The organism is Baaleninema sp. (assembly GCF_049974805.1).
Taxonomy (GTDB): Bacteria; Cyanobacteriota; Cyanobacteriia; order Cyanobacteriales; family Geitlerinemataceae; genus Baaleninema.
Genome location: NZ_JBNGCO010000010.1, coordinates 31,125 through 54,350 on the forward strand (window position 1 = coordinate 31,125; position 23,226 = coordinate 54,350).

At 50.6% G+C, this 23,226-nt stretch carries 15 protein-coding genes; 5 read left to right on the top strand and 10 right to left on the bottom strand.

What is annotated here, in order from left to right; genetic code table 11:
- Positions 1-107 precede the first annotated feature (107 nt).
- Both ACP5D4_RS03705 and ACP5D4_RS03710 read right to left on the bottom strand, forming a co-directional pair.
- Positions 108-4,886 carry a PAS domain S-box protein gene (locus ACP5D4_RS03705; RefSeq protein WP_428010280.1) on the bottom strand — a complete coding sequence of 1,593 codons (4,779 nt, stop codon included), beginning with the start codon at positions 4,884-4,886 and terminating at the stop codon, positions 108-110.
- A 136-nt stretch (positions 4,887-5,022) separates the two neighbouring features.
- Complete coding sequence (locus ACP5D4_RS03710; RefSeq protein WP_428010281.1) at positions 5,023-6,012, bottom strand: GGDEF domain-containing response regulator; 990 nt, start codon at positions 6,010-6,012, stop codon at positions 5,023-5,025.
- An 822-nt stretch (positions 6,013-6,834) separates the two neighbouring features.
- Between ACP5D4_RS03710 and ureE the strand changes: the two genes are divergently transcribed.
- Entirely contained in the window at positions 6,835-7,272 is a 438-nt protein-coding gene (gene ureE / locus ACP5D4_RS03715; RefSeq protein WP_428010282.1) for an urease accessory protein UreE, read from the top strand.
- Between the two features lie 457 nt (positions 7,273-7,729).
- Here the strand turns inward: ureE and ACP5D4_RS03720 are convergent, their stop codons facing one another.
- Both ACP5D4_RS03720 and ACP5D4_RS03725 read right to left on the bottom strand, forming a co-directional pair.
- Positions 7,730-8,242, bottom strand: coding sequence for a DUF1269 domain-containing protein (locus tag ACP5D4_RS03720; protein WP_428010283.1), 513 nt, complete (start codon positions 8,240-8,242; stop codon positions 7,730-7,732).
- 123 nt (positions 8,243-8,365) lie between these two features.
- Complete coding sequence (locus tag ACP5D4_RS03725; RefSeq protein ID WP_428010284.1) at positions 8,366-10,774, bottom strand: phosphoketolase family protein; 2,409 nt, start codon at positions 10,772-10,774, stop codon at positions 8,366-8,368.
- A 634-nt stretch (positions 10,775-11,408) separates the two neighbouring features.
- Between ACP5D4_RS03725 and ACP5D4_RS03730 the strand changes: the two genes are divergently transcribed.
- The gene (locus ACP5D4_RS03730; protein WP_428010285.1) at positions 11,409-12,041 is read left to right on the top strand and encodes a histidine phosphatase family protein; all 633 of its coding nucleotides are present in this window, start codon (positions 11,409-11,411) and stop codon (positions 12,039-12,041) included.
- A gap of 49 nt (positions 12,042-12,090) precedes the next feature.
- Positions 12,091-13,308 carry an acetate kinase gene (locus ACP5D4_RS03735; RefSeq protein ID WP_428010308.1) on the top strand — a complete coding sequence of 406 codons (1,218 nt, stop codon included), beginning with the start codon at positions 12,091-12,093 and terminating at the stop codon, positions 13,306-13,308.
- A 7-nt stretch (positions 13,309-13,315) separates the two neighbouring features.
- On the opposite strand, the gene ACP5D4_RS03740 is transcribed toward ACP5D4_RS03735, so the two are convergent.
- The 6 genes from ACP5D4_RS03740 to ACP5D4_RS03765 all read right to left on the bottom strand — a co-directional run bounded on the left by ACP5D4_RS03740 (position 13,316) and on the right by ACP5D4_RS03765 (position 20,105).
- Positions 13,316-13,819 carry a hypothetical protein gene (locus tag ACP5D4_RS03740; RefSeq protein WP_428010286.1) on the bottom strand — a complete coding sequence of 168 codons (504 nt, stop codon included), beginning with the start codon at positions 13,817-13,819 and terminating at the stop codon, positions 13,316-13,318.
- 345 nt (positions 13,820-14,164) lie between these two features.
- Entirely contained in the window at positions 14,165-15,790 is a 1,626-nt protein-coding gene (gene bchE, locus ACP5D4_RS03745) for a magnesium-protoporphyrin IX monomethyl ester anaerobic oxidative cyclase (protein ID WP_428010287.1), read from the bottom strand.
- A 244-nt stretch (positions 15,791-16,034) separates the two neighbouring features.
- Positions 16,035-17,426 carry an oxygen-independent coproporphyrinogen III oxidase gene (gene hemN, locus ACP5D4_RS03750; RefSeq protein ID WP_428010288.1) on the bottom strand — a complete coding sequence of 464 codons (1,392 nt, stop codon included), beginning with the start codon at positions 17,424-17,426 and terminating at the stop codon, positions 16,035-16,037.
- Positions 17,427-17,800: 374 nt separating this feature from the next.
- Positions 17,801-18,550 (bottom strand): heme oxygenase (biliverdin-producing), encoded by a 750-nt coding sequence (locus ACP5D4_RS03755; RefSeq protein WP_428010289.1) that lies wholly within the window; start codon positions 18,548-18,550, stop codon positions 17,801-17,803.
- A 215-nt stretch (positions 18,551-18,765) separates the two neighbouring features.
- Complete coding sequence (locus ACP5D4_RS03760) at positions 18,766-19,128, bottom strand: DUF4359 domain-containing protein (RefSeq protein WP_428010290.1); 363 nt, start codon at positions 19,126-19,128, stop codon at positions 18,766-18,768.
- Between the two features lie 35 nt (positions 19,129-19,163).
- Positions 19,164-20,105 carry an ATP adenylyltransferase family protein gene (locus ACP5D4_RS03765; RefSeq protein WP_428010291.1) on the bottom strand — a complete coding sequence of 314 codons (942 nt, stop codon included), beginning with the start codon at positions 20,103-20,105 and terminating at the stop codon, positions 19,164-19,166.
- A gap of 178 nt (positions 20,106-20,283) precedes the next feature.
- Between ACP5D4_RS03765 and ACP5D4_RS03770 the strand changes: the two genes are divergently transcribed.
- Together ACP5D4_RS03770 and ACP5D4_RS03775 are read left to right on the top strand one after the other, a co-directional pair.
- Complete coding sequence (locus tag ACP5D4_RS03770; protein WP_428010292.1) at positions 20,284-21,777, top strand: carotenoid oxygenase family protein; 1,494 nt, start codon at positions 20,284-20,286, stop codon at positions 21,775-21,777.
- A 369-nt stretch (positions 21,778-22,146) separates the two neighbouring features.
- On the top strand, positions 22,147-22,494 hold the full coding sequence (locus ACP5D4_RS03775; protein ID WP_428010293.1) for a 4a-hydroxytetrahydrobiopterin dehydratase: 348 nt from the start codon (positions 22,147-22,149) through the stop codon (positions 22,492-22,494).
- Positions 22,495-23,226 lie beyond the last annotated feature (732 nt).

Consider the following 23,226-nt stretch of genomic DNA (forward strand, 5'->3'; position numbering starts at 1 on the left):
GTCGGTGCGTGACGAGTACTCGGTTTGAGGTTCGACACCCGATTTTTCAAGTCACGCACCCTACGGGACGATCGCGCCGTTCATTGAGCAAAACCGCCGCGAGGGGGTTACGATCGCCGATCGAACCGATATTTGGACAGGGTAAATTTAATTCTCGTCCCTTCGCCGACTTCGCTCCAATCGATCCAAATTCGTCCGCCATGTTCGACGACGATCGATTTGGCAATGGCCAACCCCGCCCCGCTGCCATCGATAGCTAAATCCAGGTGAACTCGCTGAAACAAATCGAAGACGCGATCGCGACAGTTCGGCGGAATTCCCAACCCGTTATCTTCAACCCAAAACTCGAAGCGATCGACCCATTCCCGAGCGCCAATTTTTATTTTCTTCGGGGATTTTTGATTGTATTTAATACCGTTTTGAATTAAATTTTCAAACAGCACATAAATCCAAGTCGGCTGACAAAATACGCTCGGTAATTCCCCAAATTCTAGCTTGACATTTTCCGAATTGTGTGGTAAATCCTGGTAGATTTTCTCGAGAATAGATCGAATCTCAACTGTTTTAAACTCGACATCCTGGCGACCGACTCGAGATAGAACTAACAAATCATCGATCGTTTGTGTCATTTTTTCCGTCGATTTCAAAATACGAGAAATATAATCTCGTCCGCCTTCATCGAGGGTTTGGCTGTAGTCTTCATTGAGAAATTGTACGAAATAGCGAATTCGTCGAATCGGCGCTTTCAAATCGTGGCTGATGGTGTACGTATAATCTTCTAACTTCTGATTGACCTCTTGTAGTTTTTCCTCGGCATACTTGCGGTCGCTAATATCGACGGCAATCCCCTGATTGACCAACCGTCCGTCGGGCCAGTTTAACGCCTTGTTCGTACAGCGATACCAACGCCGGTCGATTTCGTTGTGATGTTCCCAAGTATAGGGTTGTCCGAATCGATTGCCAAACAACTGTTCTTTGGGACAAAACGGACAGGGTTCGCTTCGGTCGTGCAAGAGTTGGTAACATTTTCGAGCGCCCGGTTGCCCGAAATTACGCCGCGTGGCCTCGTTGACGTACAACACCTCATAAGTGGCGGGATCGCTGACGTAAACGGGCGATTCAAGTCCGTCAAAAATCGACAACAACCGCTGGTGTGCTGTCTGAATTTCCTTGTGGGCTTTTTGTCGATCGAGATAACTGCCAATCCGTTCGGCGGCCAGTCGCAACAGGCGCAGGTCTTCCTCTTTCCATTGACGGGGGGAGAGCGAATCGAAACCGATAAATCCATACCACTGTCGATCGACAAAAATCGGTAACAGTACAATCGAAACCACATCTTGGGACTTGAGGAGTTGACGAGTGCGTTCGGGCAAATCCGCAACATCAGCAGCGATCGATTCTCCCCGTTCCAGTTGCGTCGGCACTTCCTCAATTCCAATCTCTCCATAACTCAGATGTTGAAATGTGGGGTTATCCAATTCCGAAGAAACTCCCGGTGCGACCGCCTCGTGAATTTGTCGCATACAGAGTCCCTTATCCGGGTCTTCAAAATTTTCAAACAGATACAGACGATCGACCCCCGCCGCTTTCCGCAAATAGGACAAAGCCCGATCGATCGCCCCCTCTTCGCCGCCGAGTAACGCCTGAGAACACAACTCCAATCCCTTCTCGTGGCGGTGTCGCAACTGTAACGCCCGTTGCGCCTCGACGCGCTCAGTTAAATCCGTGGCGATTGCCCCGAACAACCTGGGAGCGCCTTGACGTTTCCGCACCAAAAACAACACCGACTGAAACACGAGCTGGCCTCCATCGCCGGGAATCCAATCTTCAACCACCAACGGCGTTTCCGTCTCCGCCAACCGCCGCATACGCGTCCTAAACATCGCCGCCGTTTCCGGTAACAACACTTCCTCAAAATGACGGCCGACAATTTCCGTTTCAGACCGACCGACTAACTGACAAAGAGATCGATTCACGCGCCGATATCGACCCGTTTCGTCGAACAAGCAAACCGGAGCCGGGGAATTATCCAAAAACGCTTGTAATTGCTCGTTGCTGTCCTGTAACGCCACTTCGGCCGCTTTGCGATCGCTAATCTCAATACTGGTTCCAATGAGGCGATAAATCCTCCCCTCCCCATCTCGCAACGGCGTTAAACTGGTCATCCACCAAGTCTCGCGCCCATGAAACGGCAAACATTCCTCATAAGAAATCGTTTCCCCCGCCTCCACACAATCACGATATCGCTGACAAACCGCTTCGGCGATGTCCAGCGGTAACACCTGTTGCGGCGTTTTCCCGCACAAGTCCGCCGCCGACAATCCCGTTAACGCTTGATGCGCCGGATTGAGATCGACGAATTGAAACGCCCCCGTCTCCAATACATCCACCACGAAAATCGACTGTTCCCCCCCCTCGTAAATACTGCGGAGAAACTGCTCCTGTTCGAGGATTGCCGCCTCCGCCGCTTTGCGATCGCTAATATCGGAATGAATACCGATGGCTCGCAGCGGTTGTCCCTCTTCCGTGCGTTCGATGACCTTCCCGCGATCGAGAATCCATTTATAACTGCCATCTTTACAGCGAACCCGATGCTCGGCTTGATAACAGTCCGTTTCTCCCCGTAAATGTCGTTCTAACATTGCTTGGCAACGGAGCAAGTCCTCCGGATGCACCCGCGACACCCAGGCTTCGATGCCGTTTTCAATCTCGTCCTCCTCGTATCCCAACATAGCTTTCCACTGGCGGGAGAAAAACACCTCGTTAGTTTGCAGGTTCCAATCCCATAACCCATCTCCCGTTCCCTCAATGGCAAACTGCCAGCGAGCTTCGCTGTTGCGAAGTGCCGCCTCCGCCGCTTTTCGATCGCTGATGTCTTGGAGATAGCCCAAATAATGAGTCACAGTACCGTCCGCTTGCCGAACCACCGTCGTAAAATCGTAAACCCACAAATAATGTCCCCGAGCGTGGCGCAGTCGATACTCTTGCTCAAAGCAAGGGTTTCCCGCCGCCGTATGAGTTTCCACCTCTGCCAACACCCCCTCAAGGTCTTTAGGATGGACGAATTCAGTAAAACGCAACCGTCCCGACATCAGCTCTTCCGGGCGATAGCCCAATTGCTCGAACAGATTTTGAGAAACGTATTCCACCGGCCAGCCTTCCTCAGCTCGCCATTTAAACACCACCGTCGGCCCAGCCACGAACAACTGTCGCTCTTCGATTAAGGCATCTTCAGCCTGTTTGCGTTCGGTAACATCCCGAGAAATACCAAACAGCACGTTGCGTTCGCTCCAGCGACCCAGTTTGACCCGCGTTTCCACCGGAATTAAGCTGCCGTCTTTGGCCTGCAACGGAATCGGACAAAACTGGCGGCGTCCGGCCATCATCTCAGCCACGATTTCAGTCGCTTCCTCTTGTCGTTCTGGGGGGTGAACCTCCAACACCGTCATCGACAGCAATTCCTCGCGACTGTAGCCGAGTCGCCGTTCCACGACGGGATTGACCTTTAAAATCTTGCCCTCTTGGTCGGTGACAAACAGAAAGTCTTCCAGGGTATCGAAGAGAGTTTGCAGGTTTTCCCGACTTTCGTGCAATTCGGCTTCCATCTTCAACCGCACCACCGTTTCCCCGATGCGGGTGGCGATGCTTTCGATGGCGTGGCGGACGGTTTCGGGAATGTCGTCGTGGCTGTGGGAGCTGAGGTTGAGGGCGGCCACCACCGAATCGCCGGGACAGTCTGAGGTGTTGGAGCAGATGGGAACGATCGCCACCGCCTGCAAGCCTTCGGTTTGGCGAACGGTATCGTTCTCTAGGTCTAAATCCAGCTTCTCATAGTGTTGGTAAACGGGTTTTCCCTGAACCAACAACCGCCCTTGAGCGGAGTCGAGTTCGATATGTTTCGCCTCGTCGATGAAATCCGGCGAGAGGTTGCGATGGACGACTAACTCGAACTGGCCGGTACGGTCGTCTCGCAGATAGACGCCGCCGCAATCGAGGGCGTCAATTTGTAACACCAAATCCAGCAATCGATCGAGCGCCTGTTGGAGATCGCTGGTAGACCCCAGGGACAGGGCGATTTCCTGCTCGATAGCCAGGAGAGCTTCCGTTTGTTTGAGATGGTGAACGTCTTCGTGAGTTCCGACGACGCGGTGGGGAACCCCGGAGATATCTTTTTCGTAACTTTTGCCTTTGGCCCGTATCCACCGCCAACTGCCGTTTTTACACCGCATTCGGAATTCAATATCGAACAAACTCCCCCGTTCGACGGCTGCGCGAACCACGGGAACCGCCCATTTGCCATCCTCGGGATGTAAGAGAATTTCCCAGGTTTCAAATTTCATGGGAAGTTCTTCCGGTTCGTACCCCAGCATGGTGTACCAGCGAGGACTGTAATACACCTCGTTGGTGGTTAGGTTCCAATCCCAAAAGCCATGTTCGGCGGCGTCCATCGCCAGTTCCAGCCGTTCTTGACTCTCTCTCAGTTCTTGCTGAACGCGCCGCTGTTCGGTCAGGTCGATGGCTACGCAGACGATAGATGTTATCTCGCCGTCGCCGTTGAGTCGCGGAGTTTTGGTAATGGAGAGCAATCGCGCTTCTCCCGTAGCGTTGGGAACCCATTCTTCTAAGACGATGCTTTGTCGCTGTTGGCAGACTTGGCGATTGCTTTTGATGCAAGTTCGGGCGACTTCTCTCGGGAGGAAGGTTTCAAGGGGCTGGTTTTGGATTTGGGATTTGGGCAATCCTAGGAAATCTGCGTGGGCTTGGTTGGCTAATCCGTAGGTTTCGGCGTCGTGAAGACACCACACTTGCGCTTCCATGACATCGAGGATGTCGGTCAATCCGGTTTCGAGATCGATTGAGGAGGAGTCGGGTTGAGGTACAGACATCGCAGGTGGGATTCGATCGATAGAAGTCGCCGCAACTGGAGGCTTGGCGAGTTTAGGCTGGGAATCTGCCTTAGACAAATGGCGGTTTGAGGGATGTTGCATTGTTGTGGGTTCGGGGAAAGACGACGGGAGGTGTTTAAGGGGAGGAATCGGACTCGAATAAATAGAGTTGTCCTTGGGAAAAGTAGGCGACGCGGTTTCGTCCCTGTTGTTTGGCGTGGTATAAGGCTTTGTCGGCTTCGGATAAAATATCTGCGACCGTCGTCGGTTGTCCGGAAAATTCTGTCACGCCTATGCTGAGGGAAATGTGAATCGGTCGATCTCCCTCGGGAATCGAGATCGATCGACGTTCGATCGCTTGACGAATTTCATCGAGACGCCGACAAGCATGGAGGAGGAAATCAGACCGATGGCTGTCTGAATTTTGGTTCAAGACCACGATAAATTCGTCGCCTCCGTACCGTCCGATAAAGTCGTAATCGCGAATTTGTTCTTGGACGAACGCGGTAATATTTTTCAGGAGAACGTCTCCGGCCAGATGGCCGTAAGTGTCGTTGATGGATTTGAAGCGATCGACATCAAAAAATACAACGGCAAATCGATCGAGGGACTGAATTTGGGACTGTCGGTTTTCGATTTTATTCCTTAATTTTTCGAGAAGATAGCGGCGGTTCCAAACCCCCGTCAACTCGTCGGTTTCCGCCAGTTTCTTCGCTTCTTCTCGTTCTCGCTCTATCCGGGTTTCGCGGTCGCTGGCTTTAATCGCCTTGGCAATGACTTCTAAGATTCGGGCTTTTGTGTAGTCTTCTTTGACTAAGTAATCTGCCGCCCCTTCTTTCATACATTCGACAACAATGCGATAGTTTTTTTCTCCTGTTATCATAATTACGGGCGTTTTTTTGCCCGGTTCGCATTTTTTGATGTCTCTTAACACTTCTATGCCATTGTAAAGTCCCATATGATAGTCCAATAAAATACAGATTGGTTTGCGTTCTTCCAGTTTTTTCTGGACTTCGTATAACTGAGGAACGTAGAGAGTTTTATACTCTGGCGATACCAATCGAGAGACAATAATATAATCGTCTTCATTGTCATCTACAATTAAAATTAGGCTTCGTTCGGGCATCTTTCTTTAAAAAAACGATTGAGCGCAACTCTATATTTTAGCAAAAAGATAAAAGATATCAAGAAAAATTCCTGACTTGGGCTGAAAACGCCTCATTTCTTGTTTTAACTTTTCATGACTCGATTTCGATTCCCAAACGATTCTCTCTACAGATCCCTCTCAGGCTAAAATGGTGTTCTACTGGGTTAGAGAGCGGTTTGCATCAGTACCAGATAAGTTCGATATAAGTTCGATCGACCAGGGATATAACCATGCTAACTCTCAAAAAATTTACTTGTCCCTTTCTTCAACAAATAACTGATAAAATTTCGCGTTTTTCAGTTATCAGATTAACTTAAGTTAAGTAACATTACGATATATAAAAATTACTATCGGTTGAGATACTGCGGTTCTCTCTTGCAAAAAAAACCGAATAAAAGGCAAAAATAGAGAGATTATGCCCAAAAACCTCTATTTTTTTGCAAAAAACATTAAAGCCACCTAAAAGTAAGATAATTATCGCGACGATCGCAGTCAAATCCCAAATCTGCGTCTAAAACATACATCGAGATCGAAAGCAGGGATCTAGCAGATCCCTTGAAAATACCCGATCTTATGCCAATTGACTCTCAATGCTTTTGGCAAAGAAGTCCACAAATCTGGGTCTTCGGATATTATGGTGTAATTTGTAAGTTTTAATACAAAATCTGGATAGGGGGCATAAAATCTGCTTATAACCTCAAATCTTAGTAAAAACTCCATATATAAAAAAATCTATTGCGTTCACCAAAAAAGAGAAAAAAATCCCTTAAAATAAACAAAAAACGCGATTAACGTTTAAAAATGCTCGTTTTAACCCAAATCGTGCGTCCCCAGGAGTCGATCGACCCGGACTTTACCCTTTCCCTCAGCGCCGAAGATCGCACCCGCAGCCGACACCGCTTCACCGCAGATTCCGGCGAAACCCTCTTTTTACGGCTAACCCGAGGAACCGTCCTCCGCGACGGCGACTGGCTGCAACCCGACAGCCGCGACTGCTGGGTTCGCATCCTCGCCAAACCCGAACCCGTCCTCACCGTCACCGCCGCCACCCCCTTAGACTTACTCCGCGCCGCCTATCACCTGGGAAACCGCCACGTTTCCCTCGAAATCGCCTCAAATTACCTGCGCCTCTCCCCCGATCCCGTATTAAAAAGAATGTTAGAACAGCTTGGCGTCCAGGTTAGCGAAGAAACCGCCCCCTTTCAGCCCGAATCCGGCGCTTACGGACACCATCATTGATGAGGACATAATGGGATGAAGAGATAATGGGATGAGGGGATGCCCCAATCCCACCCTGTCGCAACACGAAAGAGTCCGGGAGCGTGGTAGCCCCGTGATTTTAATCCGGGGCGGAAACGCGACTCGTGCGGCTTTAGCCGCAGTGATATAATTGAATTACCTTCTCGATAACCCGAATGGAAGGGGCTTAACATCCCGTGAGGGCAGACTTGCATCACGCAGAAATGTCGGTAGCAAAGTGGTTCCATCGGCGAGAGATCAAAGGCGATCGCAAACAAGTAAAGGGAAGCCTTTGGGCAACCCATAGAGGCGTATTTGACTTCGCCTATGAGTCCGACAAGTCGGAAGTTCTGAAATCCCTCCGGGGAATCCCCGTCGCTTCAGCGCGGGGAGTAGTCAAAAACCCCCCGTATCTCAACGATACCGGGGGTGAAAACGCACGAAACCGAACCGAGATCTAAGCAGGCGCTTCCTCCAAAGCAATCCCTCGATTCGACAAGACTTCCTGAAGCTGATTCTCGCGATCCTTACTCAGCGACGTGCGAAGCACCTTTCCGCCGTACTGCGCCACTTCATCGAGAACCTTGTCCGGCGTCACTTTCCGAACCAACAAGAACAACGCCGAACTTCCCGGCGTCATCGACTCGCCCAGTTCCCGCATAAAATCATCGTCCACGCCAATATCGCTGAGAGCGCCACCAATGGCACCCCCCGCCGCACCGACAGCGACGCCGAGAAGCGGACTGAGGAACAGAACGCCGATGAGCAAGCCCCAAAATCCACCGCTGGCGGCTCCGGCTGCGGTGAGATTGATGGCTTGATTGAGTTTGACTTTACCTTTTTGATTTTTCACGACAACGGCGGCGTCTTCGAGTTCGATGAGATGCTCTTTTTGCAACTTCATCAGTGCGAGGCGTACTTCTTCAGCCTTAAATTCGTCATCGTAAGCAACTGCGATGAGATCGCTCATATTTTCTCCTAGTTACAACATCAATTCGGGCAAGGGGGATGAGGGGGGATGAGGGGATGAAGAGAAACGGCGAACTGTCTTGACTCGTCCCTCTTCACCTCACCTCATCGCCTCTTCATCTCCCTAATACGGCCATTTCCAGTTGGTGATTTCGGGTTTGTCCGTTCCGTGTTCGAGGACGTAATGCAGGTTGTTGATGATTTCGTTCTTCATCCGTTCCTTGACGTAAGCCCCCGCAGAACCCAGCTTGGGAACGCGATCGATGACGTCGATAACCAAATTGAATCGATCGATCTGGTTGCGAATCGCCAACTCCAACGGCGTGTTGATATTCCCCTGTTCCTTATAGCCGCGAACGTGAATCCGTTCTTGATTGCTGCGGCGATAAGTGAGTTTGTGAATCAACCAGGGATAGCCGTGGAAGTTGAAAATGACCGGTTTGTCCGGAGTGAACAAACTATCAAAATCTCGGTTCGAGAGTCCGTGGGGATGTTCCCCTTCCGACTGCATACGGAACAAGTCCACCACGTTGATAAACCGGACTTTGATGTGGGGAAACTCTTCCCGCAGAATCGCCGTCGCCGCCAAAGATTCCATCGTGGGAATGTCGCCGCAGCAAGCCATAATCACGTCCGGTTCGTCCGGTTCCTTACCGCAGTCGTCGTTACTCGCCCATTCCCAAATACCAATCCCTTTGGTGCAGTGGGCGATAGCATCCTCCATACTCAAATATTGCAGGTGCTTTTGCTTGTCCGCCACGATGACGTTGACATAGTTCTTACTCCGCAAACAGTGATCGGTAACAGACAACAAACAGTTGGCGTCTGGCGGAAGATAAATCCGCGTCACCTCGGCGCTTTTATTCGTCACCAAATCAATGAAACCGGGGTCTTGGTGGCTGAAACCATTATGGTCCTGACGCCATACCACCGAAGACAGCAGGATATTCAACGAGGACAGGGGCGCACGCCAAGATACTTCGTGTTTGGAAATGTCCAACCATTTGGCATGTTGGTTGAACATAGAATCAATGACGTGAGCGAAGGCTTCGTAAGTATGGAACAAGCCGTGTCGTCCCGTCAGTAGATAACCCTCTAACCACCCTTCTAAGGTATGTTCGCTGAGCATTTCCATCACCCGTCCGTCGGGAGAGAGAAGGCTTCCGTCGGCGTCTTCAGGCAGAATTTCCCCCATCCAGGCTTTTTGAGTGACTTCGTAGAGAGCCCCGAGACGGTTGGAGGCGGTTTCGTCAGGACCGAACACGCGGAAATTCGTCATGTTGTTCCGCATCACGTCTCGCAGAAATTCCCCCATAATGCGGGTGTTTTCAACTTCCACATGACCCGGCGACGGGATGTCCACAGCGTAGTTGCGGAACTCCGGTAATTTCAGGTCTTTACGCACCAATCCCCCGTTGGAGATGGGGTTGGCACTCATGCGGCGGTGGTTTTTCGGGGCCAGTTCCTTCAGTTCGGGAATTAACGTTCCGTTTTCGTCGAAGAGTTCTTCGGGTTTGTAACTCTTCATCCAGGCTTCGAGTTGTTTCAGGTTCTCGGGGTTTTTGTGAACGTCCGCCAAGGGAACTTGGTGCGCCCGCCAGAAGCCTTCGACTTTGTGGCCGTTGACTTTTTCGGGTCCCGTCCAGCCTTTGGGAGTGCGGAAAATAATCATCGGCCAGCGGGGGCGCGTCGCCACGCCGCTTTGACGGGCTTCTTGTTGCACGCGGCGGATTTCCGCGATGCACTCTTCGTAAGTGGCCGCCATTTTCTGGTGCATGGCCTCGGGATCGCTTCCTTCGACGACGTAAGGGGTGTACCCGTAGCCTCGGAAAAGGCTCTCGAGTTCTTCAGCGGAAATTCGCGAGAGTAGGGTGGGGTTGGCGATTTTGTAGCCGTTCAGGTGCAGGATGGGCAGCACGGCACCGTCGCGGATGGGGTTGAGATATTTATTGGAGTGCCACGCTGTTGCCAACGGCCCGGTTTCGGCTTCGCCGTCGCCGACCACCGCCGCTACGATGAGATCGGGGTTGTCGTAGGCGGCACCGAAGGCGTGAGAGAGGCTATAGCCGAGTTCGCCTCCTTCGTGGATGGAACCGGGGGTTTCTGGGGTGACGTGACTGCCGATATGGCCGGGGAAGGAAAACTGTTTGAAGAATTTTCGCATCCCTTCTTCGTCTTCGCTTTTGTCGGGGTAGATTTCTGAGTAGGTGCCTTCGAGGTACACCGGGGCGAGGACGCCTGGTGCGCCGTGACCGGGGCCGGCGATGTAGAGGGCGTTGAGGTCGTATTTTTTGATGAGGCGGTTGAGGTGGATGTAGAGGAAGCTCAAGCCGGGACTCGATCCCCAGTGACCCAGAAGCCGTTTTTTAACCTGTTCGGGTTTGAGGGGTTCTTTCAGTAGGGGGTTGGCTTTGAGGTAAATCATGCCAACGGCCAGATAGTTGGCAGCTCGCCAGTAGGCATGGATTTTTTGCAGTTCGTCGGGGCTGAGGGGGGTTTGGCTTGAGACGGGTTTGGTGGGGGTTAAAGTCATAATTGTCCTGTGAGTTCGTCAATTTTGGCTGAATTTTATTCAACTGAAAGGAAGATATTCTCGGCGATCGCAGTCTGTTTGGGGTGTTGCGATATCTTCCTTTGGGTAGAGGCTTGTACGGAAGGATTATGATAAAGAGAGGATGGCAATCCTGCGATTCTATTTTTCGGGATTGCTAACAATGGTAAGCGATCGCACTGGGAAATTTTCTGGAGAAAACTTAAAGTTTTTGTCGTCCTGGCTGTCGCCATCGTCTTTAAAACCCTACCTTGAAAGAGTTTCAGCGACGACAACCCCTTTCGGAGCGGGACGTTTAATTTTATCTTTAGCTCACATACCCTAGAAATTTCAAGCGGGACTTGTTAAATATTGAGGAAAGTTGAGAAAAGACTAAGATTTAGAAAATCCTTAACGGGAAGTTAACGTAAAAATTAAATTTTCAGGAGTAACCTTTGTTGGTAACGATCGCGATATTTCCCAGGAAGGGTAACACAAGATTTAGCACCTGTCGAAGACGCAACCGCCAGACCCGCAGTCGGGACGGTCAGCCGACGACGCCTCGCCCCCCGATTCCCGGCGTCGGCGTCTCTCCCCGGCTGGGGCGATCGGCTTGTCGAACGCAAGGTAACGATTCATGAAACTCTTCTTCATCCGACACGGCGAAACCACCCACAGTAAAATCGGCGGATATTGCGGCGATCTCAATCCGGATTTAACGGAAGACGGGTCGAAAATGGCGCATCAGTTCGCTGAAACTTATGCCGATCTCGATTGGGCTGCGGTGTACGTCAGTCCCATGCAACGAACCCTTTCTACGGCGAAGTTTTTGTGCGATCGAACTGGCTTAACGCCCCAGATTCGCGAAGGAATCAAAGAACTCGCCTATGGAAAATGGGAAGGTAAAACCCCCGATGAAGTCAACCAGGAATTTCACGATGATTACATCCGATGGTTGACCGATCCCGGTTGGAACGCCCCCACGGGCGGCGAAAAGGGCATCGAAGTCGCCCGTCGCTCCTCGGAGGTAATTCGCGAAATTCAGGAACGCCACGAGACGGGTAATGTCTTGGTGGTTTCTCACAAAGCTACCATTCGCATCATGATTTGTAGCTTGCTGGGAATCGATGCGGGACGGTTCCGCGATCGCATCGCCATGCCCGTTGGCGGCGTGAGTGTGGTCGAATTCCGCGAACACGGACCTCTTATGCATGCCTTAGCCGATCGATCTTATCTCGACGAAAACCTTCGCACGCGACCGGGGACGTGATGCGGTGATGGGGTGATGGAGTGAAGTTATCAATTCTCAATTTTCAATGATGAAGATTCTCGTATTGAATGCTGGTTCGAGTTCTCAGAAAAGCTGTTTGTACGATGTTCCTGATGTGGGGTTTCCCGAGACGCCTCAAGAGCCGATTTGGGAAGCTACCATCGATTGGGGCGTGGGAACGGACTACGGACTGTTAACGGTGGAAGCCAACGAGACGAAACAGAAAAGCGAACTCTCGATTCACGCCCGGGCCCACGGTTTGGGGGAAATGCTGGATACGCTGGTGCAGGGGGAAACTCAGGTTCTCGAGAACTTGTCGGAAATCGCGATTGTCGGCCATCGGGTGGTTCACGGTGGAACGGAGTATTCGGACGCCACGCTGATTACGCCAGGGGTGAAACAAGCGATCGAGGATTTGATTCCGTTAGCCCCCAACCACAATCCGGCACATTTGGAGGAAATCCTCGCGGTGGAGGAGGTGTTGGGAGATATCCCCCAGGTGGCGGTGTTCGATACGGCGTTTCACAGTCAAATGCCGAAATCTACGGCGGCGTATCCGATTCCCTATCACTGGTTCGAGAAGGGGGTACGTCGGTATGGGTTTCACGGTATCAGCCATCGCTACTGTGCGGAACGGGCGGCGGAACTCCTCGAGGAATCGGTGGAATCGCTGCGAATTGTGACTTGTCATTTGGGACATGGGTGTTCGCTGGCGGCGGTTCGCGATGGTATTAGCGTGAATACGACGATGGGTTTTACGCCGTTGGAAGGGTTGATGATGGGAAGTCGTAGTGGTTCGATCGATCCGGCGATTCCGATGTATTTGATGCGAGAGGAAGGGTTCGATTTTGAGGGCGTCGATCGAATGCTGAATAAGGAATCGGGACTCAAAGGTGTTTCTGGGGAGTCGGGGGATATGCGATCGATCCTCAAGGCCATGGAAAATGGAAGCGATCGCGCCAAGTTGGCGTTTGAGATGTATGTTTCTCGGTTGCAGAGTTCGATCGCCTCGATGATTCCCCAGTTAGGCGGTTTGGATGTTTTGGCGTTTACCGCCGGGGTGGGGGAAAATTCCGCCGACGTGCGGGCGGCCACTTGTGCGGGGTTAGATTTTTTGGGTTTGAAACTCGATTCGCGCAAAAACGCCGCGTCTGTGAAGGATGCGGATATTGCGGCGGTGGATTCGACGGTGCGAGTTTTGGTGATTCGCGCTCAGGAGGATTGGGCGATCGCGGGGGAATGTTGGAAGTTGGCAAAGGGGGGTTAGAAAAGCTTTAGTTCGTTCCGACAGAAAGGATTAATCCTGACTCGCCATCGAAGCGAGCGTTAAAAATCTTTCCGTCGTCTTCCGTTAACAGCTTCACTACCTTGGGATCGAGTTCTGTATCTTGAATTAAGCTACTGTCATCGTCGGACAGCAATTCTTCAATATCTTTCCCGTCGATTTTAGCGATTTGTTGTTCGATTTTTTGAGAAATCGAACTTTTTACGAGACTGACCGGAATATCAGGACTACTTACGTTCAATTCTCCGGCTTGGAGATTGATAGTTCCATCTTGAAGGTTGACGAGCAAATCTTGCGCGAATTCGAGATCGACTCGTCCGACAAAACGGCGTTCGCCGTGAAGTTTGGCTTGTAGTTGAATTCCATCGTTAATTAAGCTATAATTCAGATCGTCAATTTGCAACGCCTCCCCAGACTCTTCGTTGAAAATATCTTTAACGAAGGATAGTCCATCGCTTATGTGAAGTTTTTCTTCAAGACAAGGTGGAGACAAAGTGATACGCGCGGTATTGAAATCGATAATACTCGACTGAACGTCACGAACCCCGTGCAACGAATAGAGTTTTCGCTTAACTTCCCGATCTCGCCGTTCGTTCAGCGATAAACAATCAAATTTCGTAGGTTGGGTGAAACGAAAGCTAAACCCAACAGCTTTTTCAAACCTATAAGATTATTTATAACGGGTGATTGGGGTGAGAAAATTGCAATAGATTTACGCAGAAACCCGGTTTTTTTGACCGAGAATTGCATCACGAGAATTGCATGAATCGTACACAATAAAAATCCCGTAGAAACGTTGCACGCAACATCTCTACGGGAAACGATCGATCTGGCGTTCCTACACCTTCATGGTTTGAGAACCGGAATCCTGAGAACTAGCCTCGTCCTCGTTATATTCCAAATCCCGAGGCGCACCGCAAGCGGAAACCGTTCCCGCAAAATCCACGTCTGCGGCCAGTTCCGGATGTTCCTGTTTCCGTTTGGCGATTTCTTCCCGCGAGAGAATTTTCGTTTCGTCGAAACCCAGTTCGATTTCCATCCCCAAGCCTTTCTGTTTGACGCGGCTGAGGTTATAAAAACGCTTGTTCAAAGTGGTTTGAGCGAAGGCTTTCAAACATCCCAGCAAATACTTGCGCTTGAAGGGATCTTTAACAAACCAATACTCTAACGTCTTCCACAGATAGAAACGAGCGTAGTTCCGCAACACCCCTTTAAGAACGTCTTCCCGTTCCATGGCGTCCGGTTTCATAATCGGCGTCACGAAATTGTACTGAGAATAATCCCGCACTTCTACGCGATCGCCCAAATCTTCAAACAACTCAGAAAACGGCCAGGGCGTGAACATATTCCAGTTCGCCATGTCCGGCTGCCAATCCCGCGCCATGCGATAGGTTTCTTCAATGGTGTCGGGGGTTTCGTTTTCCAGCCCCATGATAAACTGCGCTTCGGCAACGATGCCGTTATCTTTGAGCAGTTTAATCGCCCGTTTGTTCTCTTCAATCGTCGTTTCTTTGCGGAACAAATTCAGTTTGAGTTGAGCGGCGGCTTCCGTTCCCAAGGAAACGTGAACCAAGCCCGCTTTGCGATATAATGCCAACTCGTTTTCGTCCCGCAAAATGTCCGTTACGCGAGTATTAATACCCCAGTGAACGCCGAGATCGCGTTTCACCATTTCCTCGCACAAGGCGATAAAGCGAGGTTTGCTGATGGTGGGTTCTTCGTCGGCGAGGATAAAGAAACCCACGTTGTATTCTTTGACGAGTTTTTCGATTTCGTCAACGAATTTTTCCGGGGTGCGAGAACGATATTTCCGCCAGAACTTCCACTGGGAACAGAAGCGACAGCGGAAGGGGCAACCTCGGGCGTAGTTGGGGACTGCCAAACGCACGTTGAGAGGCGTGTAGTAGTAATCGTTCCAATCGAGGATACTCCAGTCGGGATCTAGGGTGTCGAGATCGCAAATGGGGGGATGGGCTTCGGTGGCGACGACTTTTCCGTCTTCGAGAAAGGCGATTCCCTTGATGTCATGGCGATCGCGTTTGTCGGAACCGCTTTCGATCGCCCGCATCAAATTCACCGTGACTTCTTCTCCTTCACCGCGAATAATGTAGTCGACCCAGGGCGCTTCGTGCAGTACCTCGGAATACATATACGTCGGGTGAATGCCCCCCATAATCGTAACGGCGTTGGGGCAGGCTTCTTTAGCAATTTGCAGCGTTTTTTGGGATTGGTAAATCATCGGCGTAATCGCCGTTGCCATCACCACGTCGGGTTGGTTGGCTTCGATGATTGTGCCGAGGGTTTCGTCGTCGATGTACTTCGTCATGGCATCGACGAACCGCACGTTGTCGAATCCCGCGTTTTTCAAGGCACCTGCGACGTAGGGAACCCAACTCGGGGGCCAGTTTCCGGCAATTTCTGCGCCGCCGGAGTGGTAGTTGGGTTGAATCATTAAAATTTTCATAGGGCTTTCGATCGAAGTCTAGAAGGACAAGGTTTGGACAAACAAATGGCAGAGTTTATCGAATTCGATCGAGATTTAGTTTGAAAATCTTTAGAAAAATTTCGCAATAGAACGCGATGGGAATCTCGATCGATTATCTTAAAGCTTTGAAATTAAAGGAATTTCACCACACCAGAGCTTGAGGACACGGAGGGAGAAGGAGAAAAATCGAGGCGTACCCTCATACGCCTCGATGGAGAGAGGATTAGATGGCTTTCGAGAAGCGTTGGTGTTGGATCTCTTTGGTGTAAGCGTCGAAAGCAAAAGCGATGTTGCGGATGAGAAGTCGTCCGCTGGGGGTGACTTCAATGCGATCGGGGAAGTTCATCAACAAGCCATCGTCTTCTAAGTCTTTCAACCCCTTTTCTTCCTCGGAGAAGTAGGTATCGAAATCGATGAGATATTTGTTTTCGATTTCCCGTTTGTCCAGGCGGAAGTGACACATCAGTTCCATGATGACTTCACGGCGCATGATGTTATCGTCTTCGGCGAGGTGAACGCCTTTTTCGATGGGTTGTTCTTGGCGATCGATCGCCTTGTAGAAGTCTTTGAGACGCTTGTGATTCTGCACGTAAACGTCGTGCAGCATGCTGATAGACGTCACGCCAAATCCAAACAGTTCGGAATCCGGCTGGGTGGTGTAGCCTTGGAAGTTGCGGTGAAGTACCCCTTCCCGTTGCGCGATCGCCAACTCGTCGTCAGGTTTGGCGAAGTGATCCATCCCGATGAAAACGTAGCCGCCTTCGGTGAGTTTGTCGATCGTCATGTGGAAAATGTCCAGTTTTTCCGCCGCCTGGGGTAAGGCTTCTACCGGAATCTTTTTCTGAATCGGTTTCATCCAGGGAACATAGGCGAAGTTGAACACCGCCACGCGATCGGGATCGAGTTGTAGGGTTTTTTCAATGGTGTTGCGGAACGTCTCCAAGCTTTGGTAAGGCAAACCGTAGATGAGATCGACGTTGACGCTTTCAAATTCTGCTTCGCGAATCCAACTCATGACGTTGAAGAGCATTTCTTCGGGTTGGATGCGGTTGATGGCTTCCTGCACTTTGGGATCGAAATCTTGAATGCCGAAGCTGATGCGGTTGAAGCCGAGTTTTCTTAAGAAGTGAATGTAGTTGCGATCGACGTAGCGGGGATTGACTTCGATGGAGATTTCCGCGTTCTCGGCAAAGGTGAAATGTTCGTGGATTTTGTTCCACAACATTTCCACGTGTTCCGGGGTGAGGTAGTTCGGCGTCCCGCCGCCCCAGTGCAGTTGAACCACCGGGCGATCGCGATCGATTAACGCCGCCGTCCGTTCGATGTTTTTAAACAGGTATTCTAAATAGGGATTGACCACGCGATCTTTTAATCCCGTGATAATCACGTTGCAGCCGCAAAAATAGCAGGCACTTTCGCAAAAAGGAATGTGAAAATAGAGAGAAAGCGGCGTTTTTTTGGCGTTGCCTCGTTCGATGGCCGCTTTGAATTCTTCTTCTGTAAACTTCTCGTGGAGTTCCGTGGCGGGGGGATAGCTGGTGTAGCGAGGTGTGGGTCGATCGTATTTAACGAGGAGATCGGAATTGAAACGAACGGTTTGAGTCAGTGCTTCCATTGGTAATTTGGTAATTCGGTCTGAATATTGAAACAGGTTCGATGTTTGAAACGGTCGAATTTAGCGCAGTTTGCTAAACTCCCAATTTTCTGGAATTTCAGAAAACAGTTCGGTCTGAAAAAAAAGTTCGAGAAAAAATTCTTACTCGATCGCCGAGGCTTGTTGGCCTAACGGTTATAAAAAATGGAATTTTCGATCGATAAATCCCAAAAAAAAGCGGCGATCGAGTTAAGAATTTATCCGTGTCGGTCGGAACTTTCAGCTAAAACTCAGGAAAATCAGAAAAGTTAGAAAATGTAGGTTAGTTAAAACGGGGAAACCCAACAAAAAACCCTCGTCTCCGTTGAGTTTCCATACCATCGCCCCAACCTACACTACTCCGTCGGAACCATATTCGCGGCTTGACCGGGGGCCCGTTCGGTACTTCCCGGCTTGTCTTGGCGCGTCACCAAATCGAAAACGTGGTCGCCGATGGCGGCTTTCACTTCGTCTTCCAAATCGTGCATGACGTTGCGATTGAGCTCAAACGCCAAGTTCGCTTCGTCCACCATGCGATGGGCGATATCGTCAGACACCGGTAAAGCGTTGAGGGTGTCGCGATAGCGGAATTTAAACGCCCGTCGCGCTTCCGGCGTCGCAATGGCGTCGAATTCGTGCAGCCCCGTTCCTTTATCTTCGGGTAAATCTAACGCCGAACGTGCGATGGTTCGCAGGCTTTGTCCGCCGGACAAATCCCCCATATAGCGGGTGTATGCGTGGGCCACCAACAGTTCCGGTTGGGTTTGGGCCACTTCCCGAATTCGATCGACATACACTTTTCCGGCTTCCACCGGGACAATTTGTTCCCGCCAGTTGTCGCCGTAGTAGTAAGCGAGATCCTCTTCGAGTTTCTGAGTTCGGTTGAGTTCGGGGAAGTAAATCCCTTTGACGGCGGGATTGTCCAAATGGTTTTGGATTTCTTCCTCAAGGGTGCTATAGACCAAATATAAGTTCGCTAGGAGCTTGCGGAACGGCTCCCGCTCTACAATTCCTTTGAGGAAGCATTTCATAAAAGCGGTGTTTTCCGCTGCGGTGTGGGAGTGTTTCGTCCCTTCCCGTAAAAGACTGGCTAAATTGCTACTCATATGCCTAACCGAAGCGTTTTTATACTTTAATCACTGTATAGCGATTAAACAAATCGGCAAGGGGTAGTTCTCAAAACTTTACATTTCGAGGGGTTGAGGTAAGTAGAATTGCTTAACTTCGTTTCATCTAGGATCTCATCTAAGATCCCCGGCATCTCCAAGATGCCGGGGATCTGGCAGGAATTCAGAGTTTAAAGAGTATTCAGAAAATCGCGCTACCGTTTTTCCGTCTTCACCTCATAAATATGAAACTGTCGAAACCCGCCGATGGTGTGGGCTTCAACAGAGGGAATACCGGGAATCGGCACCGCAAACTCCGTATGGTAGAGACTGAACAGGAGAAAATTTTGGCGATCGGTGTTGTTGGCAATAAGGCGTTGCAACTCCGGCTGACTCGACTCCACCAGGGACTCACAAGGACTCTGCAACCGCCCCGCTTGACTGCAAGCTTCCTCTTTCAAATACACAGACAGTTTCTCTCCTGCATAGGCGTCGTAAGCAGCTTCGCCGGGATTCGTTACCGCCATCACCGCCCCCACTCCGAGAACTACGATTCTGGCTCCAACAACAGCTTTCATGGGTGTTTGGGTTTCCTTAAAACGTGAAAACGAGGCTAGTCCTCTTCTTCTTCCATCTTAGCCACGTGGGTCAGGATATTGAGCGGTTGGCTGGCTTTCAGTTGCTGTAACTGGGTTTCGTCGCGCACTAGCAAAGCTCCGGCGAATCCCAAAGCGTTAACGGAAATCCCCTGAAAATCTTCTCGAACGCGGGGAACGACGAGCATCCACTCTCGCGTCGCCAAGAGGTTGTAGGGTTGAGTTTGGCGTTCTGTCGTCGGTTCCCCCTCGAGAATCCCCACGGCGTTCAGCAGGCGGTAATAGGTTTGTAAGACGGTTTCGGCGTCGGTGTCGGGAGTCAGAGGCGCGATGGCGTGGGGGAAGGGAAAACTGGGGGTTTGTCCGATGTCGCCCTCCTGTTGCGCGTCGTACTGCGTGCGTGCGATCGCCTCCTCGATGGGAAGTCGCCCCCCATCGGGCATCATGGGAAGGGGAACCAGTTGTAAATGCTTGTGTTTCTGACTGGCACCGGCTTCTCTTCCGCCGTTGTAAAACGCCAAACCGTCGATTTCCTGCAACCCGACTTGCATGGCCTCGAAGTCGGAGGCGGTGAGCCAGGTTTCTTGATGCTCGAAGTGGCGCGTCACGATTAGAAGGTGGTGTTCGACGACGTTGAACTTGTTTAACAAGCAAAGATGGGTTTTTGAAATATCGGCAACAAAGAGTTTTTCTTCGTAGGGAAGAAATGGATTGAAATCTTTTTTTGTCTCTTTTGAATGCTTTTCTCGTTTATTTTTTGCTTTTTCTTTTCGGACTAGACTGGAGACAATTCGCACTAGAAACCGCACGTCTCCTCGTTCAATGTATTCGTAATCCGTGGCGATGGGTTGCAAGGCGCCGCAGTCGATCGCCTGTTGGGTTTGTTCGAGGGTGCGCCGCCAGAGGGTGTTGGGTTTCAGGAGAATTGGCGTTTCGAGGGTGGATTGTCCGTCAGACATGGCAAATTTCGAGTGTTTCTGGTAATTGTGAAGACTTTTTTTAGGGTAGCGATCGCCCCGTTACAATTCTGAAGTGTTCGCAATATATCGTTACAATAGCGAAGATCGGGCGTTCCCTCTCCGATGCGCCCGATATCAAAACACCCGATATTAGAACACCCGAGAATTGCAAGCCGTTATGCAGACTTACAACCGACAAGGCGATCGAGCGTCAAAATCGAGTCTTCCCTACAGTCGCGAAGATTGGAAACGGGGCTATCTCTCCCAAACTCAAGAGTCGGCGTACTGGATAGACGACATCGAAGGGGAAATTCCCCCAGAGTTGACCGGAACCCTGTTTCGCGTCGGACCCGGTTTGCTGAATATCGGCGACTACCCCATCAATCACCCCTTCGACGGGGATGGAATGGCTTGTGCGATCGCCTTCAAAGACGGTCGCGCCTTTTTCCAAAACCGTTTCGTGCGAACCCAAGGCTTTCTCGAAGAACAAAAAGCCGGAAAACCGCTCTATCGCGGCGTCTTCGGCACCCAAAAACCCGGCGGTTGGCTGGCGAACCTCTTCGATTTGCGCCTGAAAAACATCGCCAACACCAACATTATCTACTGGGGCGGTAAACTGCTGGCGTTGTGGGAAGCGGCCGAACCCCATCGCCTCGACCCGAAAACCTTGGAAACTGAAGGGATCGATCGCCTCGACGGACTTCTCGAGGAAGGGGGGGCGTTTTCCGCGCATCCCCACATCGACCCCGCCTCGCAATTCGACGACGGAAAACCCGTTTTGGTGAATTTCGCCGTGAAAGCGGGACTGTCGGCGGACATCACCATTTACGAGTTTACGCCAGACGGAACGCTGCAACGCCAACACAGCCACGCCATTCCCGGTTTCGCCTTTCTCCACGATATGGCGATTACGCCCAACTACTGCGTCTTTTTCCAAAATCCCGTTAGCTTGAATCCCCTTCCTTATCTATTGGGCTTTCGCGGGGCGGCGGAATGCGTCAAGTTCGACCCCAGCGCCCCCACCAACGTCATTTTGATTCCCCGCGACGGGTCTCGCGACGTGAAAATTATTGAAACTGAACCCTGTTTTGTGTTCCACCACGCCAATGCTTGGGAGGAAGAGGGGGAAGTGGTGGTCGATTCGATTTGTTATGAGTCGTTCCCGCAACCCGACCCGGATTCTGATTTTCGCGAGGTGGATTTTAGTCAGATTCCCGAGGGCCAGTTGTGGAATTTCCGGGTGAATTTGCAGGAAAACCGCGTCCGTCACGAGGTGGTCGAACCTCGCTGTTGCGAGTTTCCGGTGTTGCATCCGTCGAAAGTGGGGCGGAAAAATCGATATTTGTTTGTGGGAATCGCCCATCCGGAACGGGGAAACGCTCCGTTACAGGGGGTGATGAAGGTCGATCGCGAAACGGGGGCGCGTCAGGTGTGGAGTTTTGCGCCTCGGGGGTTTGGCGGCGAACCGACGTTCGTTCCCCGTCCGGGGGGAACGGCGGAAGATGATGGATGGGTGTTGTTGTTGGTGTACGATGCGCAGACGCATCGATCGAAGTTGGCGATTTTCGACGCACGGTCGATCGATGCCGGCCCCATCGCCGAGTTAAAGTTGAAATATCACATTCCCTACGGGTTGCATGGGAATTTTACGTCTGAGTATTTTGGAGGCTAGAGAGGGTTGAATTTGAGCCTCGGGGCGTTGTCGATGGCGTTCCGAGGCGATTTGGCGTGGCTGGCTGAAGGCTTTAGTGAAAAATAAGTCTGTGGAAAGAGGAGATTGGCAGCGGTGCGATCGCACAATCGTATTGAGTCTCGTACCGAGGAGTGCATCTCACTTTTGTCAAAATTTGTAAAAATATTTTGTAAAAATATGAGTTTGACGTAGTTTGACGTAATTTGACGTAGGTTTGGTGGAGCGATAGCGAAACCCAACAACAGCTCAATTCATTGCAAAGACGTCAATTTGATAAACTTACATTTTTGAGATGCACCCCGTACTGAGGCTCGATCGACCGACTGAGTAAATTAGAGAGTTAACAGAATGGAAAGCCTCGATCGAGAACACTGCGAACCTTGTAAAGGGAACTCGACGCCGCTGAGTCAAGCTGAAGTTGAAGAACTCAAAGCTGAAATTACCGATTGGGAAGCCATTGAAGAATATGGGGAGTTGCATCTTCAAAAAATCTACCGCTTTCCCGATTTCAAAACGGCGTTGGCGTTTACGCAACGGGTTGGGGAAGAAGCGGAAAAAGAAGGCCATCATCCGGCGTTGCTGACGGAATGGGGAAAAGTTACTGTGACTTGGTGGACGCACGCCATTAACGGACTGCACCGCAACGATTTTATTATGGCGGCGAAGAGCGATCGCATCGCGCAGTCCTTTGAATGATGCAGCGAAATGATGCAACGATCGGAACGATAATTTATTCGTCTATATTTTTTTAAACATCGATAAAACCCCGGTTTTTTTAAAAAAACGGGGTTTTGATAACGGCAAGTCAAATTTGAGGTCAATTGGCTTGCAATCTCAGGGAAAGTCCATCGACAGCGTTGTGTTGAGTGGCGTTTTTCAGACCTTTAAAGCTCGAGTCGATTCCGTCAGGCTGTTCTGATGAGTGGTTTCGCACTCCTTTCGGAACCGTTAATCTGGGGAAACGACAAAAACCCAGAACCTCGCGACTCAACATAACTCTTTCAACAAGTCGCTTCAATTTGACAACCATTCAAATTGAATGGGACTGCGTCTCAAATTTTTCATGTCCTTCCTGACGTCGTTCTCCTTCGGAAGAACTATTCCTTAAGGAATACTCTTAGGAATACTCTGAGGAATACTCCAGGTCAAACAGCAAAACTCCTGAAGATGTTTGTTTTTGAGACGAAATGAAACGACTTTCTTTGTATTTTTATAATAACCATTTTTGAAAAAACCCCCAAATTTGAAGGGGGCAGTTGTTGAAAAGTTAAAGCTTAGATATCGCTAGAACTCTTGTGTTTCTGATACATCGGACGTCCCAATCAAATCTCGTTGGCGAATTCGCCAACTGTTCGAGGTGGGGGTATCTCTTCGGCCCGCGCCTACCACAACCGCGCCGTGTTAGCTGTGGAACTCGGCGATCGCGAC

Coding starts and splice junctions, on each gene's coding strand:
- ACP5D4_RS03705 (WP_428010280.1), bottom strand. CDS start 4,886: ATGTCTGTACCTCAACCCGACTCCTCCTCAATCGATCTCGAAACCGGA.
- ACP5D4_RS03710 (WP_428010281.1), bottom strand. CDS start 6,012: ATGCCCGAACGAAGCCTAATTTTAATTGTAGATGACAATGAAGACGAT.
- ureE (WP_428010282.1), top strand. CDS start 6,835: ATGCTCGTTTTAACCCAAATCGTGCGTCCCCAGGAGTCGATCGACCCG.
- ACP5D4_RS03720 (WP_428010283.1), bottom strand. CDS start 8,242: ATGAGCGATCTCATCGCAGTTGCTTACGATGACGAATTTAAGGCTGAA.
- ACP5D4_RS03725 (WP_428010284.1), bottom strand. CDS start 10,774: ATGACTTTAACCCCCACCAAACCCGTCTCAAGCCAAACCCCCCTCAGC.
- ACP5D4_RS03730 (WP_428010285.1), top strand. CDS start 11,409: ATGAAACTCTTCTTCATCCGACACGGCGAAACCACCCACAGTAAAATC.
- ACP5D4_RS03735 (WP_428010308.1), top strand. CDS start 12,091: ATGAAGATTCTCGTATTGAATGCTGGTTCGAGTTCTCAGAAAAGCTGT.
- bchE (WP_428010287.1), bottom strand. CDS start 15,790: ATGAAAATTTTAATGATTCAACCCAACTACCACTCCGGCGGCGCAGAA.
- hemN (WP_428010288.1), bottom strand. CDS start 17,426: ATGGAAGCACTGACTCAAACCGTTCGTTTCAATTCCGATCTCCTCGTT.
- ACP5D4_RS03755 (WP_428010289.1), bottom strand. CDS start 18,550: ATGAGTAGCAATTTAGCCAGTCTTTTACGGGAAGGGACGAAACACTCC.
- ACP5D4_RS03760 (WP_428010290.1), bottom strand. CDS start 19,128: ATGAAAGCTGTTGTTGGAGCCAGAATCGTAGTTCTCGGAGTGGGGGCG.
- ACP5D4_RS03765 (WP_428010291.1), bottom strand. CDS start 20,105: ATGTCTGACGGACAATCCACCCTCGAAACGCCAATTCTCCTGAAACCC.
- ACP5D4_RS03770 (WP_428010292.1), top strand. CDS start 20,284: ATGCAGACTTACAACCGACAAGGCGATCGAGCGTCAAAATCGAGTCTT.
- ACP5D4_RS03775 (WP_428010293.1), top strand. CDS start 22,147: ATGGAAAGCCTCGATCGAGAACACTGCGAACCTTGTAAAGGGAACTCG.